This window comes from Shouchella miscanthi (genome assembly GCF_007725405.1).
In the GTDB taxonomy this organism is placed as follows: Bacteria; Bacillota; Bacilli; order Bacillales; family Bacillaceae_D; genus Shouchella; species Shouchella hunanensis.
Genome location: NZ_CP042163.1, coordinates 2855014 through 2873432 on the forward strand (window position 1 = coordinate 2855014; position 18419 = coordinate 2873432).

Below are 18419 nucleotides of genomic sequence, written 5' to 3' on the forward strand. Positions count from 1 at the left end.
GGATCATAGAAGTTTTTAAAACGTTACGTGTTTTTAGCTGATATTGAATGGCTTTGACTGTTAACCATTTGTGTAAGACGCTTCAAATGTCGTTATCCGGTCTTCAAGCTTCAGCGTTAAGTCAATTTCATCCCATCCGTTAATAAGCATATTTTTCCAATGTGGATCAATTTCGAATGATGACTCAATGTGATCAGCGATAACTTTTTGCTCGAGCAAATCAACTGTAATATGGCTCTTACCTTGATTCACCAGTGTCATCCATCTGTTTACTTCCTCATCTGATAGTTGTATAGGTAATAGACCATTCTTTACACAATTGTTGTAAAAAATATCAGCGAAGCTTGAAGCCATTACTACTTTAAAACCGTAATCATATAACGCCCAAGGAGCGTGTTCCCTTGACGAACCACAGCCAAAGTTATCTCCGCTAATTAAAATACTTGCTCCTTTAGCAGAGGGGTGATTTAATTCAAAGTCCGGATTTTCTTTTCCTTCTGCCTTGTAACGCCAATCATAGAACAAAAATTGACCAAACCCCGTTCGTTCAATTCTTTTTAGAAACTGTTTCGGAATAATTTGGTCGGTATCAACATTTACGCGATCTAATACCGCTGCCTTACCTCTATGAATGCGGATCGGATTCATTTTACATCGCTCCTTACATCAAATGTTCGCACGTCGACAAAATGACCGCTCACCGCAGCCGCTGCTGCCATCGCTGGACTCACTAAATGTGTACGTGATCCTTTTCCTTGTCGTCCTTCAAAGTTACGATTTGACGTTGATGCACACCGTTCTCCTTCTGGTACTCTATCCGGGTTCATACTAAGACACATACTACAGCCGGAGCTGCGCCAATCAAAACCTGCGTCTTTAAAAATCTGATCAAGGCCTTCTGCTTCAGCACGACGCTTTACTTTTTCAGACCCAGGCACAACAATTGCCGTAACATCTTGGTGTACATATCTTCCTTTTACGATTCGAGCGGCGGCCTCAAGGTCACTAAAGCGCGAGTTCGTGCAAGATCCAATAAACACATGTTGGATTGAAATATCTGTAAGAGGCGTATTCGGCTCTAACTCCATATAAGCAAGGGCTTGTGCAATTGCACGCTTTTCATTTTCTGAAGATGCATGCTGTGGATCCGGAACAAAAGAAGAAATTGGGGCACCTTGACCAGGATTTGTTCCCCACGTCACCATTGGCTCAATTTCACTTGCATCAATCGTAACCGTGCGATCGTAAGTTGCATCAGCATCCGTTGCAAGTGACGACCAGTATTCAACAATCTCTTCGAACGCCTTATCTTCTGGTACACGACTTCTCCCTTTTAAATAGTCAAATGTGACAAGATCAGGACTAATTAAACCTGCCTTTGCCCCCGCTTCAATAGACATATTGCATATCGTCATTCGCTCTTCCATCGTCATCCCACGTATTGCTTCACCAGTGAATTCAATGACGGAACCAGTGCCTACATTTACACCAAACTTTGAAATGATCGCAAGGATCACATCCTTTGCAGCAATGCCAGTACCTAATCTTCCTGTAATATGAACTTGTAATGTTTTCGGTCTTGACTGCCACACTGTTTGAGTAGCCAATACATGCTCGACTTCACTCGTACCAATTCCAAATGCCAATGCCCCGAAAGCTCCATGAGTAGATGTATGGCTATCTCCACAAACAATGACATGTCCAGGTTGCGTTAAACCCAGTTCTGGTCCAATTACATGAACAATTCCGTTATCTGGATGCTCCAGATCAGCAATTTCAATACCAAATTCACGGCAATTGTCCGCTAATGTCTCCATTTGTAAACGGGCAATTTGATCTTGTATATCGTAACGGTTAAAAGTCGGTACGTTATGATCCATTGTTGCAAATGTACGCTCTGGTCTACGCACCTTCCTATTTGCGATTCTTAATCCTTCAAATGCCTGTGGTGACGTCACTTCATGGACCATATGCAAATCAACATATAGCAAATCCGGCTGGTTAGATTCTGAAACAATCGTATGTTTCTCCCATATTTTTTCGATAATTGTTTTTCCCATACATGCTCCTCCTAAGAGTGAATTGCTACTTTTATTTCCTTAATGACTGCCGCCGTCATTTCTTTAGTTGAAATCGCATCGATCATCGTTAAATCGGCTGTACGATACCCTTTTAATAGCACTTGATTAATCGCCTGTTCAATACAATCTGCTTCTTCTAACATACCGAAGCTATACCGAAGTAGCATCGCAGTCGATGCAATGGTCGCTAATGGATTCGCTTGGTTTAACCCAGCTATATCTGGTGCTGATCCGTGTACTGGTTCATACAACCCAAAGCTCGTTCCGTTTAAACTGGCGGAAGGGAGCATTCCAAGTGAACCAGTAATCATTGAAGCTTCGTCACTTAAAATATCACCGAATAGATTTTCTGTTACAAGAACATCAAATTGCTTTGGATTTCGTATAAGCTGCATAGCGGCATTATCCACAAGCATATGTTCTAGCGTCACCGACGGATAATGAGTGGCAACTTCGTTTGCACATTCTCGCCACATTCTGCTGGACTCAAGAACATTGGCTTTATCGACTGATGTTACATGCTTTCCCCTAATCTCCGCAAATTGAAAAGCGCGATGCAAAATACGTTCGATTTCGCTTTTTTTGTATACAAGTGTATCAACCACCCCTTCTTCATTATCAATCGCACGACGTTCTCTCGGCTCTCCGAAATAAATACCACCCGTTAACTCTCGAACGATGAGCACATCTACGCCACTTACTACTTCTGGTTTTAAAGTTGATTCTTCTATTAAGGCATCGAGCGCTTGCACCGGCCGCAAATTTGCATAGAGATTTAATGCTTGGCGAATGGCAAGTAATCCTTTTTCCGGTCGGAGATGTGGTGGTTGCTGGTCCCATTTCGGTCCTCCTACCGCACCCAGTAAACAAGCATCAGAGGATTGGCAAAGCTCAATTGTTTCTTCCGGAAGCGGAACGCCAGTCGCATCAATGGCTGCTCCGCCTATTAAGCCCTCTTGGAATTCAAATTGGTGTCCATATAAGTCCGCGATTACTTGAAGTACCGCTTTACCTGACTCGACAATTTCAGGGCCAATACCATCACCAGCTAATGTTGCAATCTGTTTCTTCATTTGTATCCTCCTACCCTACTGTTGATGGTTCTTTTTTTCGTTTTTTTTCATTTAACATGCGGTTTACAGCGTGCAAATAGGCTTTCGCCGATGCTTCTAAGACGTCATGTGCGACACCTCGACCAGACTGGGACTGCTCCTCTTTAGACAGTTTAACGTGTACTTCAGCTAACGAATCTTCCCCTTCCGTTATGGATTGAATACGGTAGTCTGTTAAACGATATTCATAGTCTGTTAGCTTTGCTAGTGTATTATAAATGGCTTCTACACTCCCAGACCCTGTACTTGCTTCTGTCATTTCTTCTTCACCAGATTTGATTAATTTTATAGTCGCTGTTGGCGTTTGATTTGTACCGTATGATACTTGTAACGCTTGAAGGGTGTACGTCTGCACTTGTTCGTCGTCACCTTGATCAATCATTAGTGCGTAAAGATCATCTTCTGTAACAGTTTTCTTTTTATCCGCTAGTGTTTTAAACGATTGAAACAATTGATTGAGTTCTTCGGTAGAGCCTTTAAAACCTAATTCTTTCATTTTCTCTTGGAAAGCATGTCTTCCAGAATGCTTCCCTAAAGGATTTGATGACGTTGCGCCAACAAGCTCTGGCGTAATAATCTCATATGTTTCTTTATGTTTTAACATTCCATCTTGATGAATACCCGATTCATGTGCAAATGCATTTGAGCCGACAACCGCTTTATTTTTTGGAATTGGCATAGACGTGTAGCGACTGACTAATGCACTTGTTCGCTTCAATTCGTTAAGCTGTATATTCGTACCCGTTTTATAGAAGTCTGAACGGATATGCAACCCAACGGCAATTTCTTCTAGGGAAGCGTTTCCTGCTCGTTCACCGATGCCGTTAATCGTACACTCGACCTGCCTTGCTCCTCCTTGAATAGCAGCAAGAGAATTTGCCACACCCATTCCAAGGTCATCGTGATTATGAGTAGACAATATAGCCCTGTCGATATTTGGAACGTTTTTAGTCATATATTCAAATAATTCGGATATTTCCTTTGGCATCCCGTACCCAACTGTGTCAGGTAGATTAATAACAGACGCCCCCGCATCAATTGTCGCTTCAATAATTTTAGCTAAAAATGCCCAATCAGAACGACTTGCATCTTCTGCAGAGAATTGAACGTGTGGGAATTTTTTTGCAGCATACTTTACACTTTCGACTGCACGCTCAACGACCTGTTCTGGTGTCAGTTTTAATTTATATTGCATGTGGATGGGTGATGTTGCTAAAAATACATGAATACGCGGTTCAGCACTTTGCTTTAAGGCTTCCCAACATGCATCAATATCTTCTTGCTTTGAACGCGCTAACCCTGTTACAGACGAGTTTTTTATTTGGGTTGCAATATCCTTTACAGATTGGAAATCTCCTTGAGAGGAGGCTGGAAATCCAGCCTCAATGATATCTACACCTAAACGCTCTAGTTGGAATGCAATGTCTAACTTTTCTTTATGGTTAAGGTTTATTCCTGGAGATTGTTCTCCATCACGCAATGTTGTATCAAATATTTTAACCTTCCCCATGGTTAACGGCTCCTTTTTTTTGTTTTGATTGCTTAACAAATGGCATCATTTCGCGAAGTTCACGACCAACTACTTCCAATGGATGATTGGCTTCGGCTGTATTAATAGCGTTATACTCTGGACGATTTAACTTGTTTTCAAGAATCCACCCTTTAGCAAACTTTCCTTTTTGAATGTCGTCTAGGATCGCTTTCATTTCTTTTTTCGTCTCGTCTGTTACGATACGCGGTCCAGCTTGGAAATCTCCCCATTGAGCTGTATCCGAAATGGAATAACGCATGTACTCTAATCCACCTTCATACATTAAATCAACAATTAGTTTCAACTCGTGTAGACATTCAAAATACGCAATTTCTGGCTGATAGCCTGCTTCAACTAATGTTTCGAAACCAGCTTTTACTAATGCGGATGTTCCACCACACAATACAGCTTGCTCTCCGAAAAGATCTGTTTCCGTTTCTTCTTTAAACGTCGTCTCCAACACACCTGCACGAGCAGCACCGATTTGTTTCGCGTATGCAAGAGCAATTTCCTTCGCTTCACCAGTCGCATCCTGATAAACTGCGATTAACCCTGGTACACCAGCACCTTCTGTGAATGTACGGCGTACGAGATGACCTGGTCCTTTTGGTGCAACAAGGAATACGTCTACATCACTTGGAGGAACGATTTGATTAAAGTGAATGTTAAAGCCATGTGCAAATACTAACGCTTTTCCAGGTGTAAGTTCACTTTCAATAGAAGCTTTATACACTTCCGGTTGCTGTTCATCTGGAAGAAGAACCATGATTACTTCTGCTTTTTCTGCTGCTTCTTGAACGGGATACACATCAAAGCCGTCTTCTTTTGCTTTCTCCCAAGACTTCCCTTGACGCAAGCCAACAATTACATCTACGCCTGATTCCTTTAGATTTAAAGCATGTGCATGACCTTGAGATCCGTATCCAATAATTGCTACTGTTTTCCCATTTAAAAACCCTTCGCTTACATCACCATTGTAATAAACTTTTGCCATTGTCAATCTCTCCCTTTTTTTAATAAATAAGTGTTAAACGCGACGTGTCCGGTTGTGTTTTCACGCTACGGCTTATGGCTGTAACGCCAGTTCTTGCGATTTCTTGTATGCCATAGGACTTAATCAATTCAATAAATGCTTCGACCTTATCCGTGTGACCCGTTACTTGAAGGGTTAATGAATCTCTCCCTACATCAATCATTTGTGCTCGAAATGTCTCAGCAAGTGATCCGATTTCTGCCCGTTGTTCAGGTGTTGCGGCTATTTTAATTAAGGCTAGCTCTCTTGATACTGTTGCTTCTTCAGTCACATCTTTAACCTTCAAAACATCGACTTGCTTATGGAGCTGTTTCATCACTTGTTCAACGTTTTCCATTGCATCAGCTACAACAACAAACGTCATTCTTGAAACAGTAGGATTGTCAGTGACACCTACAGTGATGCTATCAATATTGTATTGGCGTCTCGCAAATAAACCAGTAATTCGATTTAGTACGCCTGAACGATTCTGAACAAGGACGGTGATTGTTCGTTTCACAATGGCTCAACCCCTTCCATACAGTGATGGCCTTGACCTGGACAAATCATGGGATAGACATTTTCTTCTTTTGCTACACAAACTTCCAGCAATACTGGACCTTGATGATCAAAAGTTTCTTTAATTGCTTCTGATAACTTCGACCGTTTTTCAACCTTAATAGCTTTAATATCATAAGCTTCTGCCAATTTAGAGAAGTTCGGCTGAACCGGAAACAACGAGTGTGAATAACGTTCACCATGAAATAATTGCTGCCATTGCCGGACCATTCCGAGTGAAGCGTTATTTACAATGACAATTTTCACTGGCAGCTGTAGTTCTTGTAAAATGGACATCTCCTGCAAGGTCATCTGAAATCCTGCATCACCAGTAATTGCGATAACTGGAAGTTCAGGCTCAGCAATTTGTGCACCAATTGCTGCAGGGAATCCAAATCCCATGGTGCCAAGCCCCCCACTTGTAATCCAACGATTCGGTTTGTTGAAGGAGAAATATTGGGCTGCCCACATTTGATGCTGTCCTACATCTGTCGTGACAACAGCTTCACCGTCTGTATGCTCATAAAGTCGTTCAATTAATTCTTGTGGTTTAATGACTTCTTTGTCGAGTTTATACCATAATGGAAACTCCTTTTTCCAACGCTGTGTTCGCTCTCGCCATTGATCATGTTGTTCAAGTGGACGAATATCCCCTTCTAATAAAAGTGTTAAAGCAGCTTTTGCATCGCCAACCACTGGAATTTCAGCAGGAATGTTTTTTCCAATTTCAGCTGGATCGATATCAATATGTGCAATTTTTGCATTTGGCGCAAAATGTTCCAATACACCTGTTAAACGATCGTCAAAGCGAGAACCAATATTCAAAAGAAAGTCTGCTTCATGCAAGGCCATGTTTGCTGCATAGGTGCCGTGCATGCCTCCCATTCCAAGATGATTTTCATTATTTCCCGGGTAAGAACCTAATCCAAGCAACGTTGATACAAGAGGAATTTTTGTTTGTTCCACAAAAGAAGTCAGCTCTTCAGACGCTTTTGCGTGAAGTACCCCAGCTCCAGTAAGTAGAACTGGTTTTTTCGCTTCTCGAAATGATTCCAGAACCTTTCGAATTTGCTGCTTATTCGGTCTTGCATTCGGTTGATACCCTGGTAAGTAAACCGGCTTGTCGTACGTAAAAACCCCCATTTGCTGCGATATATCTTTTGGTAAGTCAATAAGTACTGGTCCCGGTCGACCACTTTGAGCAATGTGAAACGCTTCTTTAACCGTTTGGGACAATTCTTCAATGGAGCGGATTTGGTAATTATGCTTTGTAATTGGCATTGTTATACCGAGCATATCCGCTTCTTGAAAAGCATCTGTTCCGATTACTTTTGTTCCAACTTGACCTGTAATGACAACAAGAGGAAGTGAGTCAATCATTGCATCCGCAATTCCAGTGACTACATTTGTTGCTCCAGGTCCTGAAGTGACAATACATACACCAGGCTTCCCTGTTACCCTTGCATACCCTTCCGCTGCATGAATCGCACCTTGTTCATGTCTTGCTAAAATGTGATTGATACCGAGCTTATAAATTTCGTCATACGTTGGAAGAATAGCCCCCCCTGGGTAACCAAATATTACATCTACTTGTTCCTTTGCTAAGGACCGTAATAAAATCTCAGCTCCAGTACAAGGCTCATTCGTTTCTTTGGTTGCTTTGTTCTGTTCTTCCGCTTGTTCACTCGCATGTAGCATGCATTCTCTCTCCCTTCCCTCTTTTATATAAAAAAAGAAAGACTTCCTCAAACCCCATGTATGATTACCATACAAGGGGCGAGAAAGTCTCTCGCGGTACCACCCTTATTCACTAATATCATTATTAGCCTCATTTTTTTGATAACGAATGGTGGTTCAAACCATCCGACGACTCCTACTTATGTTCAAAGTCATACTCAAAGGTGAGTTTCACATTTACTTTATCACCGTTTTCCAGCAACCAACGGCTCTCTGTAGATAATGTCAAATGTTACTTTCCTTCTCAACGTGTTGTGCTATTAAATTTTCATAATACCGCCAGTATTTGCGGATGTCACAAGCTTTGAATAGCGGGCGAGGTAACCTTTTTTCACTTTCGGTTCTGGCTCTACCCAGCCTTCTCGTCTTCGGGCTAAATCTTCTTCAGAAATATCCCAATCAATTGTACGATCAATTAAATTAATTGTGATTCGGTCTCCATCTTCTACAAAGGCAATCGGTCCACCTTCAGCAGCTTCTGGTGAGATGTGTCCAATTGAAATGCCTCTTGAAGCACCTGAAAAACGGCCATCTGTCATTAAAGCGACTTTTGTACCTAATCCTCTTCCTTGGATCGCTGAAGTTGGTGCAAGCATTTCCGGCATCCCCGGTCCACCTTTAGGGCCTTCGTAACGAATGACGACAACGTGGCCTTCACGTACTTTCCCTTTGTTAATTTGCTCTTGAGCTTCTTCTTGAGAGTTGAAGCAAATGGCTTCGCCGTCAAAAATTCGAATCGATGGATCAACGGCTCCTACTTTAATAACAGCACCATCAGGAGCGATATTACCATAAAGAATCGATAAGCCACCTACAGGACTATATGCCGTTTCTTTTGTTCGAATGACATCGGTATTCGTAATTTCAGCATGAGCCACTGTTTCATAAAGAGACTTCCCTGTTATCGTCAGTCGATCTCCTTTAATAGCTCCCATGTGAATTAATTCTTTAATTATCGAAGCGACGCCACCAGCCTTATGCACATCATCCATTGAATAATCTGAAGCAGGACTTATTTTGCACAAATACGGAACTCTTTCCGCCACTTCATTAATTCGAGTTAAGTCATATTCTATTTCTGCTTCATTTGCAATCGCTAATGTGTGTAACACTGTATTAGTCGAGCCACCCATTGCCATATCAAGTGCGAATGCATCATCAATTGTTTCTTCTGTGACAATATCTCGTGGTCGAATATCTTTTTCAATTAAATTCATGAGATGCTTTGCTGCATCTTTTATTAAATCATGTCTCGCTTGTGATGTGGCAACAAGTGTACCATTTCCTGGTAACGCAAGACCTAGCATTTCCATTAGTGAGTTCATGGAATTAGCGGTAAACATTCCAGAACAAGAGCCACAAGTCGGACAAGCTTGTTGTTCAATTTCAAGTAATTCTTCTCTTGTCATTTTTCCTGACGCAAATGCGCCTACGCCTTCAAATACGGAAACGAGAGATAAGCTTTGCCCATCCTTTGTTCTTCCGGCCTCCATCGGGCCACCAGAGACAAAAACGGAAGGGACATTCGTCCGTACCGATGCCATTAACATGCCTGGCGTTATTTTGTCGCAATTTGGAATATAGAAAACACCATCAAACCAATGTGCGTTAATTACCGTTTCCGCTGCGTCGCAAATAATTTCTCGACTTGGGAGTGAATACCTCATCCCAATATGCCCCATTGCGATTCCATCATCTACACCTATTGTATTGAATTCAAACGGAATCCCTCCGGCATCAATAATCGCTTGCTTCGCTACTTCTGCAAACTTATTTAGATGCATGTGCCCAGGAATGATATCAATATATGAATTACAAACACCGATGAACGGTTTATCCATATCTTCCTCACTTACACCTGCTGCACGAAGAAGACTCCTATGAGGTGCGCGATCAATTCCTTTCTTGATCATGTCGCTTCTCACATCAATCTCCCCTTACTAAACTGTTATTTCTTGTGAACAAAAATATCCACCTGAGAAATACATCTGTTTTTTGTTTAACTATTATTGAAACTTACTATACGCGTGTTCATTTTTAAGGTCAACCTTTTTTTAAAAAGAAATTTAATCTTTCTGTCATTTGAATACGCTTACAGTATCAAGGGATTAAGGATTCAACCTATAAAAAAATCTTTTTAAAAAAGGCTATAAATTTCTGAAAAACGGGGATAGTAAAAAAAGGTGGTGATTTGATGCAAGCAAACCATAATAAGAGAAAAAGCAAATTTGCTCCTTTATCCTTTCTAGTCAATCTGTTTAAACCTGTAAACCGTCCTTCTCTCATTCTCGTTACAAATCATTGGAATGAATGTAAAAACGAGTCTCAACGACTACTTTGCCGAACGCTAAGAGAAAACGGCTTGTATGCGTCACCAGATTTTTTTGTAGGCAACATTCTTGTTCATGTTGCATTGGTACCTTACCGAATTGCTTTCTTGAAAAAACAAGATAGCATCCAAGAAAAAAAAGCTACTCGCTCGTTACAGCGAAAAGGATGGACCGTTTATTTCATTTCTGAAGATCAGCTAAAAGAAGATGTTAACACATTTTTATACGCGTTTAATAAACAAGCGCAACCTCTTAAAAACGCCTCCCCCCAATAAATGTAGGCGTTTTTTGTTTTGTCTTTTTCATAGTTCTTTACTCAGAGGAATACATTGTAAGAAGCTTTTTGAAAGGAGCATGCTATGCTGTTTTTAAAAGATCATCCAAACTTACAAGGATTTGAGATTGGGGCATTCTCGTACGGATCAACACTTGAAATTGTACATTTAGTTCCAAATGTGACATTAAAAATCGGAAATTATTGTTCATTTGCGGCAGGTGTACACATTCTTTTAGGTGCGGACCATCAAGTTGACTGGATTACCACTTACCCATTTAACGTTTTCTATCCTACTATATCAACAACAACTGAACACCCAACGAGTAAAGGTGATATTATTGTCGGTAATGATGTCTGGGTGGCAAGTGGTGCGGTCCTTTTATCAGGCATTACGATCGGTGATGGAGCCATTATCGCTGCCAATGCCGTTGTCAGCAAAGACGTTTCACCCTACTGCATTGTAGCAGGCAACCCGGCTAAACCGATTAAATACAGGTTTACAGAGGAACAACGAGAGCAGCTCTTACAAATAAAATGGTGGGATTGGCCAGTGGATGAAGTCATCCAACTATCGCCTGTTTTACAATCTGGCGATATCGACCAATTAGTCGCTTATGCAAAACAGCGATCGACGTAAGGTGAGCATTACCAGTTCGTGTTGCTGTCAGTATGGCCGCTGGTTACCATTCTGGTATCAACCAAGCAGTAGGACAATACAAAGTGTATTTACATCAAGATAGTTTTATTCTGAACCAATCTTTTCTATACGACCTGCTTTTTATATTTCAGAATAATAAAAACCTCGGTTTATTTGGTGTCATTGGCACTAGAGAATTGCCGTTCCGTGGTATGTGGTGGCTAAGTGACTAAAAGGTTAAAGTGGGAAAAATCATCGAAGTTCGCGATACGTTTAAACGATGGCCTTTTAATGGCGGCACAATATGACCTAACTTGGTCAGAGGAAGCCATTACAGGTTGGCATTTTTATGACACTGCCCAATCTTTGCTTTATGCAGCAAAGGGATTTGATGTAGGTGTAGCACACCAGCCAAGTCCATGGGTCATTCACTATTGCGGCGACTCTACGATGAAAGGCTATTATGAAGCGTTACCGGCTTTTCAGCAATGGCGCAAACAGTTAAAGCAAACGTTACAGTAGCGCACGTCAACTACCTACCCTTTTCATACTAAAAAACCCCTCTTTCAAGTAAGAGGGGTTTCACTATGTATTATATAAGCGTCCCAGGAGAGATTCGAACTCCCGACCGACGGCTTAGAAGGCCGTTGCTCTATCCTGCTGAGCTACTGGGACAATGGAGCGGGTGATGGGAATCGAACCCACATCATCAGCTTGGAAGGCTGAGGTTTTACCACTAAACTACACCCGCATGGTTTTTATCAAACATCTGCTATGTGATGCTTTTAAAAAGATGAGTTTGACATGGCTATGACCATGCCATTCTGTTATGTAACGCTTATGAACAGCGCCGCAAGAACTATTTGCGACGCTTATAAATATACACGATTAAAGCTAAAGTGTCAACTAGTATAAAGAAATTTGTTAAGCTTTTCTAGCTGTATTTAGCGGGAAGTAAAACGAGCTTGTAACTCTTCAATGGCTTTACCGTCAATTGTGTAGTAATCAACGCTCACTGTGTCTTCGGACAATTCAATAAGGCAGTACGATCCTTCAAACGAACCTTTAGGTAATCGAAGGCTCCCAGGATTAATTGTAATCACGTTATCGAATCTCTGTACTTTCGGAATGTGGGTATGTCCATAGATCGCTATGGATGCTGCATTGTCCTGCGCTTTACGCACAAGCTCTCCTAAGGAACTCTTTACACCCTCATGATGCCCATGGGTTAATTGAATGCGATGTCCTACTAAATCAAATGTCTCTTCTGAGGGAAAAGCAGCGAATACATCACAATTTCCTGCTACCGTTTTAACATCCATGAGTACAGCCGCATCAACCGGTAATTCGGAATCTCCGGCATGAAGAATGAGGTCAACTTGACTTCTGAGAGGGTTTAAAAAGGAGACTAGTTCTTCTTCCCACCCATGTGTATCGCTTAAAACAAGAATCTTCATGTTTATTCTCCTAACAAATAATCTTTTAGCTGTTCAATGGCTCTTGCGCGATGGCTAATTTCATTTTTTTCCTCTAAAGTCAACTGTGCCATCGTTTTCGCGGTTTGACCAACATAAAAAATAGGATCGTAGCCAAATCCATGCTCTCCCACTTGTTCATGGGAAATAAAGCCTTCGCACTGTCCTTCAAAGAAAATGGTTTCCTTATTCGGGCTAGCTAGGGCAATGGTACATACAAATCGGGCTGTTCGGTCTTGTTCAGCAACTCCTCTTAGATCTTCAAGTACTTTTTCGATATTAGCTTGATCATTTTTCTCTTCGCCTGCATAACGAGCTGAAAATACCCCTGGTCTTCCATTTAAAGCATCGATGACCAACCCAGAGTCATCAGCAACAACCGTTTCGTTTAGCGCAGTTGAAAGAATCTCCGCTTTCTTTTGCGCATTATCTTGAAATGTTTGGCCATCCTCAATAATGTCAGGAATGTGGGGGTAATCTAAAAGAGACTTTACTTCATACATACCCTGAAATAGTTTTTTAAAATCTTCTACTTTCCCTTTATTCGACGTTGCGATTAGTAGTTCTTTCATAGCTAGATCCCCTCTTTTCCCTAAGTAAGCTCACCTATTATGGCTTTCTGTGCTTCTATAAGCTGTTTAATGCCTGCTTCTGCGAGATCTAACAACTCATTTAATTGCACTCTACTAAAGACCGCTTCCTCACCACTGCCTTGTATCTCAACGAATGCTCCAGCACCTGTTTGCACAACGTTCATGTCAACATCCGCTGTAGAATCTTCACTGTAATCTAAATCACACAAAGCCCCTTTGCCTTCTACTATACCAACAGACACAGCAGCAAGATAATCTTTAACGAAACGCTTTTCGACGCCTTCTGTCTTTTGTAAGGCAAGTACCATCGCAACAAATGCACCCGTTATCGCCGCTGTACGTGTACCACCATCCGCTTGAATAACATCACAATCAATCCAGATTGTTTTCTCACCAAGCTTGTCCAGATCCACAACTGCTCGCAAACATCTTCCAATTAATCGCTGAATTTCCATTGTTCGTCCACTAAGCTTTCCTTTAGCAGCTTCTCGGATCGTTCGTTGCTCAGTCGCTCTTGGTAACATGGCATATTCAGCTGTAAGCCAGCCTTTTTTTTGTCCTCGTAAAAAAGGCGGCACTTTATTTTCGATCGTCGCTGTACAAATCACCTTTGTCTCACCAACTGTGATCAGTACTGACCCTTCCGCGTGCTTTGTAAAATTCGGCACAATCTCGACTGGTCGAATTTGATTATGATTTCTGCCATTATGTCTCATGTATTTTACCCCTCTTCTTATCAAGAAGATTTTCTCTTTATCGTCGTATAGTATAACATAATAAAAAGAGCACCTGTAAGGACAGGTGCTCAATTCTTATAATGGATTTTTATTAATATGTGCTGGTCGTTGAATCGTCTCTACTGCTTCACCTGATTCAGAAAAGACATTCTCTTTACCATTGACAAGAATTGAAATTTTTTCGACATCGTTTCGTTCTGTTAGCGATAGCGCAATAGATTCGATAATGGACTGCTCAATATATGCTTGATCGCCAACCATCGTTTGAATGGCTTCATTAAAATCAAGAACGAGCTCACCATCTTTAATTTCAGGATCGTTCAGCAACATCATATCGTCATTCATCTCTGTAAGCAGTGTTCTCATTTGTAAAGATGGACCGTCGATTAACTCATTCACTACAGTAACAATTTCATTATCTGCATCTGCAACTCTTCGCGTAACTGGAACATAGTACGTTTCATTTTCATGAGACCCTAGGAAATAAACGGTTACATCTTGACTATTCGTAAAGTCAACGACATTGCTATAGTCTAAATTTATACCGTCTTCTCGACTAAAGTTGCCAACGATAGGCGTTTCGCTCATCGGTAACTGCTCTAGTTCTACCCCGTTCACTTCGATTTTCACTTCATCGACATCTTCGAATTGTGTTAATGTCCATGTCACCGCTTCAAACATGCCCTTCTCATCTGCCACATTGTATTCCTCGAATTCATTCGAAAAATTAGCAACAGCAATCTTATCTTCTTTTAAATGATTCACATCTACCGTTGTTCCTGCAGGTAAGACAGCTCTAAACCCATTCGGTAATACATCTTGAAGCGGGCCATCTGCAACAAGATACTCTAACGATTGCTTCATAGTACTATCTGTTTTAGGAAGTTCGATTGTTTGCGGTACGACCATACCATTACTATCGAATAAGTAAAGTTGACGCAGGTTTTGCGCTTCTGGATCTTGATCAGGCGTTTGCTCAGCATCCGCTTCATTGTTCTCGTCTGTATCCTTATTTTCCTCAGCATCCGATTCCTCTTCAGAATCTTCTTCATCTGCTTCACTCAAGGAAGGATCCGTTTCTTCCGTTTCGTTTGTGTACGTGATTTCCGGATCATCTAAACTTACAGGCTCATCCGCTCCAGTTGAACACCCTACTGCTAATGTAAGTGTGACAATAAGTGGCGCACTGATTCCAACTAATTTCCGCATTGCTTTCCCTCCCAGAATGGTTGTACTTCCATGTATACGAGCCTACTGTTCGGTTTAGACCAGCTTGTTCAAGAAAATAAAAAAAACGCTCTTAAAAGAGCGCTTTTTTTAACCATATCTTTCAGAAGCGACTAGGAACGTACCGGGAGCTTTTCCCCTAGCACGTCTAAGCGCTCTTGATGCTGTTCTGGCGAGAGCTGCTGTTCCTTGACATATAAATTTCTCGGATGCACACGGCATTCAGGTGTACAGCCGCGTAAATATTTATGCTCATTATCTTCAGAAGCAAGGATCTGTTTATTACATTCTGGATTTGCACAATTCACGTACCGTTCGCAAGGCTGTCCATCAAAATAATCTTTTCCAATTACTTTCGGATCAACTTGATTAATTGGGACCGTTAAACGTTCGTCAAAAACGTAGCACTGTCCGTCCCATAATTCTCCTTGGACTTCTGGGTCTTTTCCGTATGTCACAATCCCACCATGAAGTTGAGACACATCTTCAAAGCCCTCTTGCTTTAACCACCCAGAGAATTTTTCACAGCGAATGCCACCCGTACAGTAGGTTAAAATCTTTTTGTCTTCAAATTGCTCTTTGTTTTCACGAATCCATTCTGGTAGCTCTCTAAACGTTTTTATATCTGGCCGTACGGCACCTCTAAAATGACCTACATCATATTCATAGTCATTTCGAGCATCAATAACAACTGTATTCTCTTGCTGCATCGCTTCTTTCCACTCAGCAGGAGATAGATAATTCCCTGTCACTTCAAGGGGATTAACATCATCTTCATGCAACCTCAACGTTACAAGTTCTTCGCGCGGTCGTACATGCATTTTCTTAAAGACATGCATTTCTTCAAAATCCTCTTTAAACACAATTCTTTCAAAGAGTGGATTTGACTCAAGCGCCTGTTTGTATTGATCGGTTTGCTCTTTTAAGCCAGACACCGTTCCGTTGATCCCTTCCGTCGCAACAAGAATGCGGCCTTTTAAATCTAAACTTTTACAAAATGCTAAATGATCAATCGCGAATTGCTCCGGATCCTCAATGGTTGTGTAATGATAGTACAACAATACACGGTATTCTTTTTCCATGTTCACCTATCTCCTTATATTTGCAAGATACAATTTGCAGGTGGCTTACCTCAATTTACATCTGTGCTACTTTTATTCCACTCCATATTATACAAAAATATCACCAAATGTCTAGCTTGCAAAAAAAAGCTGCCCCGTCAAGGTTTAGTAAGCAACCTTACAGGACAGCATCTATTGAATGTATTTATTCAACGCCGAAAAATGCTTCAGCTTTCTTTAAGTATTTTTCGTCTTCAGGTGCCATTTCGTACTCCTCAACAATCGCATCTACCGGGCAAACTCCTTGGCAAGCACCACAATCGATACAAATATCCGGATTAATGTAGTATTGATCTTCTCCCTCTTCAATACAATCTACAGGACAAACATCAACACATTCTCCCGCTTTTTCACCAATACATGGACTTAAAATTACAAAAGCCATTCTTTGTTACACTCCTTTGTATAAAACCGAAGCTTGTTTACTTCAAATTTTGTAGTTCATTATAGTACTAGCATACACTCGATTCCGAAAAACTTAAAGCATTTCACTCAAAATCTTTCCTTATTTATACCCTATCGCTCTACTTTTAAACGGTGGTCGAGTGTAATGGACTCGATTTGAGCCGATATCAAGTTAAACCGATCTCGAGCAAACGCTTCAAACGGCTTCGCTGCGCCTGTAGTAAAGAATCTGTGCTGTGGCGTTTGACCAGCTGTTCGGTTTAACGATTGATGGAACAGCACACTACTCACTTCTCTAGCCGTTTCCTCTCCAGAAGAAATAACTGTAACGTGAGAAGGTAGATTGTGTTCAATGATGGGCTTTAACAGTGGATAGTGTGTGCACCCTAAAATCAACGTGTCATACGTCCCATTTTGTAGTGGTTCTAACGATTCTTTTACGATTAACTCCGCCTCTTCGCCAGCGATGATCCCCTGTTCAACGAGTGGAACAAATAATGGACAAGCTAGACTTTCTACCTGTACGTCTTCACTTATGGACGAAAGAGCTAGAGAGTACGCTTGACTCTTTATTGTTCCAGTTGTTCCAATCACGGCTATCTGTTGATTGTTCGTCACTTTCATAGCGGTAATAGCGCCTGGTTGAATAACACCCACTACAGGAATGTCTAACTGTTGCCTTGCTTCATGCAACACAACAGCTGTAGCTGTATTACAGGCAATGACGATCATCTTCACTTCAAATGTCAATAAGTGGTCAATCATTTCCCACGTATAGCGCCGTACCTCTTCAACGGATCTCGGTCCGTAAGGGCAACGTTTTGAATCGCCTACATAGTAAATAGCTTCCTTCGGCAATTGACGCATTAGTTCCGTAGCAACCGTTAATCCGCCATACCCCGAGTCAATAACCCCGATCGGTTTATCCATAAAGTTCTCTCCTCAATAAAACGATCTTACACTATTCTGACCGAATTTCTCGTTTCGTCTTCATTGTTTCTAACAGCATGCTCAAGTTTTCTTCAAGTATGTTAACTTGTTCACATGAAAAATCTTCGAGCATTTCAGCTAAATAATGCTGACGCTTTTTTATCACTTCTAAAATGATCTCTTGACCTTTTGTCTTTAAATGTATTCGGACGACACGACGGTCGGATTCATCTTTAACTCTTGACACGAGCTCATTTTTTTCCATACGATCGATTAAATCGGTTGTCGTACTACAAGCGAGATGCATGCGATCAGAAAGTTCACCTATGGTCATATCACCATATTCATTGAGCCATTGGAGCGCGACAAATTGTGGCGGAGTAATGGGAAAATGCGTTAAAATCTCCCTTCCTTTTTGCCTCACTAAATCTGCTACTTTTCGTAGAGACTTTTCAATATCCTCAAACTGGCGATAGGATACCTCATACGTTTTTTCCAACCAAAACACCTCCGCAATTAATCAAACCGTACCTCTTTTATTCTCATTGTACCTAACTATTTCCTATTACCGCAACCAGTACTTCCAACAATTTAAAGGCAGTTTCACTACATTCCTTTAAATAACCAGACTGTACAACACGCGTAATTAAAAAAAT

The 18419-nt window shown here is 41.2% G+C and carries 19 protein-coding genes, 2 tRNA genes, 1 pseudogene and 1 other annotated feature; of the genes and pseudogenes, 4 read left to right on the plus strand and 18 right to left on the minus strand.

The window, feature by feature from the left end; genetic code table 11:
* Positions 1-60: 60 nt before the first annotated feature.
* The 8 genes from leuD to ilvD all read right to left on the minus strand — a co-directional run bounded on the left by leuD (position 61) and on the right by ilvD (position 9956).
* A complete protein-coding gene (gene leuD / locus FPV17_RS14470) occupies positions 61-648 on the minus strand; it encodes a 3-isopropylmalate dehydratase small subunit (protein ID WP_035395937.1) in 588 nt (195 codons plus the stop codon).
* A complete protein-coding gene (gene leuC, locus FPV17_RS14475) occupies positions 645-2060 on the minus strand; it encodes a 3-isopropylmalate dehydratase large subunit (RefSeq protein WP_144559321.1) in 1416 nt (471 codons plus the stop codon). Before leuC ends, leuD begins: the two co-directional genes overlap by 4 nt.
* A gap of 11 nt (positions 2061-2071) precedes the next feature.
* Positions 2072-3154 carry a 3-isopropylmalate dehydrogenase gene (gene leuB, locus FPV17_RS14480; protein ID WP_144559322.1) on the minus strand — a complete coding sequence of 361 codons (1083 nt, stop codon included), beginning with the start codon at positions 3152-3154 and terminating at the stop codon, positions 2072-2074.
* 10 nt (positions 3155-3164) lie between these two features.
* Complete coding sequence (locus FPV17_RS14485; protein ID WP_035395933.1) at positions 3165-4703, minus strand: 2-isopropylmalate synthase; 1539 nt, start codon at positions 4701-4703, stop codon at positions 3165-3167.
* Positions 4690-5718, minus strand: a complete 1029-nt coding sequence (gene ilvC, locus FPV17_RS14490) for a ketol-acid reductoisomerase (protein WP_035395931.1) — start codon at positions 5716-5718, stop codon at positions 4690-4692. Before ilvC ends, FPV17_RS14485 begins: the two co-directional genes overlap by 14 nt.
* A gap of 19 nt (positions 5719-5737) precedes the next feature.
* On the minus strand, positions 5738-6256 hold the full coding sequence (gene ilvN / locus FPV17_RS14495) for an acetolactate synthase small subunit (RefSeq protein ID WP_060703820.1): 519 nt from the start codon (positions 6254-6256) through the stop codon (positions 5738-5740).
* The gene (gene ilvB, locus FPV17_RS14500; protein ID WP_144559323.1) at positions 6253-7992 is read right to left on the minus strand and encodes a biosynthetic-type acetolactate synthase large subunit; all 1740 of its coding nucleotides are present in this window, start codon (positions 7990-7992) and stop codon (positions 6253-6255) included. Before ilvB ends, ilvN begins: the two co-directional genes overlap by 4 nt.
* A 71-nt stretch (positions 7993-8063) precedes the next feature.
* Positions 8064-8288: a binding site (T-box leader), on the minus strand.
* A 3-nt stretch (positions 8289-8291) separates the two neighbouring features.
* A complete protein-coding gene (ilvD, locus tag FPV17_RS14505) occupies positions 8292-9956 on the minus strand; it encodes a dihydroxy-acid dehydratase (protein ID WP_144559324.1) in 1665 nt (554 codons plus the stop codon).
* 269 nt (positions 9957-10225) lie between these two features.
* On the opposite strand from ilvD, the gene FPV17_RS14510 reads away from it, so the two are divergent.
* From FPV17_RS14510 to FPV17_RS22405, 4 genes and pseudogenes are all read left to right on the plus strand, one after another.
* On the plus strand, positions 10226-10636 hold the full coding sequence (locus tag FPV17_RS14510; RefSeq protein WP_052008062.1) for a hypothetical protein: 411 nt from the start codon (positions 10226-10228) through the stop codon (positions 10634-10636).
* Positions 10637-10720: 84 nt separating this feature from the next.
* Positions 10721-11275: a CatB-related O-acetyltransferase gene (locus tag FPV17_RS14515; protein WP_035395927.1), complete on the plus strand. Its 555-nt coding sequence runs from the start codon at positions 10721-10723 to the stop codon at positions 11273-11275.
* Between the two features lie 23 nt (positions 11276-11298).
* Positions 11299-11508 (plus strand): annotated as a pseudogene (locus FPV17_RS22400) (glycosyltransferase); the annotation flags it as partial.
* Positions 11501-11797 (plus strand): glycosyltransferase, encoded by a 297-nt coding sequence (locus FPV17_RS22405; RefSeq protein WP_144559325.1) that lies wholly within the window; start codon positions 11501-11503, stop codon positions 11795-11797. The pseudogene FPV17_RS22400 and the gene FPV17_RS22405, both read left to right, overlap by 8 nt.
* A 79-nt stretch (positions 11798-11876) precedes the next feature.
* Here FPV17_RS22405 and FPV17_RS14530 read toward each other — a convergent pair.
* The 10 genes from FPV17_RS14530 to FPV17_RS14575 form a co-directional block, all read right to left on the minus strand.
* A tRNA-Arg gene (locus FPV17_RS14530) sits at positions 11877-11950 on the minus strand.
* Positions 11951-11952: 2 nt separating this feature from the next.
* Positions 11953-12026 (minus strand) — tRNA-Gly (locus FPV17_RS14535).
* Between the two features lie 193 nt (positions 12027-12219).
* Entirely contained in the window at positions 12220-12732 is a 513-nt protein-coding gene (locus tag FPV17_RS14540) for a metallophosphoesterase family protein (RefSeq protein ID WP_035398143.1), read from the minus strand.
* Between the two features lie 2 nt (positions 12733-12734).
* Positions 12735-13322: an XTP/dITP diphosphatase gene (locus tag FPV17_RS14545; protein WP_144559326.1), complete on the minus strand. Its 588-nt coding sequence runs from the start codon at positions 13320-13322 to the stop codon at positions 12735-12737.
* A gap of 20 nt (positions 13323-13342) precedes the next feature.
* On the minus strand, positions 13343-14059 hold the full coding sequence (gene rph, locus FPV17_RS14550; RefSeq protein WP_035398141.1) for a ribonuclease PH: 717 nt from the start codon (positions 14057-14059) through the stop codon (positions 13343-13345).
* A 96-nt stretch (positions 14060-14155) separates the two neighbouring features.
* Positions 14156-15289 (minus strand): GerMN domain-containing protein, encoded by a 1134-nt coding sequence (locus FPV17_RS14555; protein WP_144559327.1) that lies wholly within the window; start codon positions 15287-15289, stop codon positions 14156-14158.
* 131 nt (positions 15290-15420) lie between these two features.
* Entirely contained in the window at positions 15421-16389 is a 969-nt protein-coding gene (gene trhO / locus FPV17_RS14560; protein ID WP_144559328.1) for an oxygen-dependent tRNA uridine(34) hydroxylase TrhO, read from the minus strand.
* 184 nt (positions 16390-16573) lie between these two features.
* Positions 16574-16813, minus strand: a complete 240-nt coding sequence (gene fdxA, locus FPV17_RS14565) for a 4Fe-4S ferredoxin (protein ID WP_035398139.1) — start codon at positions 16811-16813, stop codon at positions 16574-16576.
* A 131-nt stretch (positions 16814-16944) separates the two neighbouring features.
* The gene (gene racE / locus FPV17_RS14570) at positions 16945-17763 is read right to left on the minus strand and encodes a glutamate racemase (protein WP_144559329.1); all 819 of its coding nucleotides are present in this window, start codon (positions 17761-17763) and stop codon (positions 16945-16947) included.
* A gap of 31 nt (positions 17764-17794) precedes the next feature.
* Positions 17795-18262, minus strand: coding sequence for a MarR family winged helix-turn-helix transcriptional regulator (locus tag FPV17_RS14575; protein ID WP_144559330.1), 468 nt, complete (start codon positions 18260-18262; stop codon positions 17795-17797).
* Between the last annotated feature and the right edge of the window lie 157 nt (positions 18263-18419).

Excerpts from the sequence above, each read along its gene's own strand:
- leuD (WP_035395937.1), bottom strand. The coding sequence starts at position 648 with ATGAATCCGATCCGCATTCATAGAGGTAAGGCAGCGGTATTAGATCGC.
- leuC (WP_144559321.1), bottom strand. The coding sequence starts at position 2,060 with ATGGGAAAAACAATTATCGAAAAAATATGGGAGAAACATACGATTGTT.
- leuB (WP_144559322.1), bottom strand. The coding sequence starts at position 3,154 with ATGAAGAAACAGATTGCAACATTAGCTGGTGATGGTATTGGCCCTGAA.
- FPV17_RS14485 (WP_035395933.1), bottom strand. The coding sequence starts at position 4,703 with ATGGGGAAGGTTAAAATATTTGATACAACATTGCGTGATGGAGAACAA.
- ilvC (WP_035395931.1), bottom strand. The coding sequence starts at position 5,718 with ATGGCAAAAGTTTATTACAATGGTGATGTAAGCGAAGGGTTTTTAAAT.
- ilvB (WP_144559323.1), bottom strand. The coding sequence starts at position 7,992 with ATGCTACATGCGAGTGAACAAGCGGAAGAACAGAACAAAGCAACCAAA.
- FPV17_RS14510 (WP_052008062.1), top strand. The coding sequence starts at position 10,226 with ATGCAAGCAAACCATAATAAGAGAAAAAGCAAATTTGCTCCTTTATCC.
- FPV17_RS14515 (WP_035395927.1), top strand. The coding sequence starts at position 10,721 with ATGCTGTTTTTAAAAGATCATCCAAACTTACAAGGATTTGAGATTGGG.
- FPV17_RS14540 (WP_035398143.1), bottom strand. The coding sequence starts at position 12,732 with ATGAAGATTCTTGTTTTAAGCGATACACATGGGTGGGAAGAAGAACTA.
- FPV17_RS14545 (WP_144559326.1), bottom strand. The coding sequence starts at position 13,322 with ATGAAAGAACTACTAATCGCAACGTCGAATAAAGGGAAAGTAGAAGAT.
- rph (WP_035398141.1), bottom strand. The coding sequence starts at position 14,059 with ATGAGACATAATGGCAGAAATCATAATCAAATTCGACCAGTCGAGATT.
- FPV17_RS14555 (WP_144559327.1), bottom strand. The coding sequence starts at position 15,289 with ATGCGGAAATTAGTTGGAATCAGTGCGCCACTTATTGTCACACTTACA.
- trhO (WP_144559328.1), bottom strand. The coding sequence starts at position 16,389 with ATGGAAAAAGAATACCGTGTATTGTTGTACTATCATTACACAACCATT.
- fdxA (WP_035398139.1), bottom strand. The coding sequence starts at position 16,813 with ATGGCTTTTGTAATTTTAAGTCCATGTATTGGTGAAAAAGCGGGAGAA.
- racE (WP_144559329.1), bottom strand. The coding sequence starts at position 17,763 with ATGGATAAACCGATCGGGGTTATTGACTCGGGGTATGGCGGATTAACG.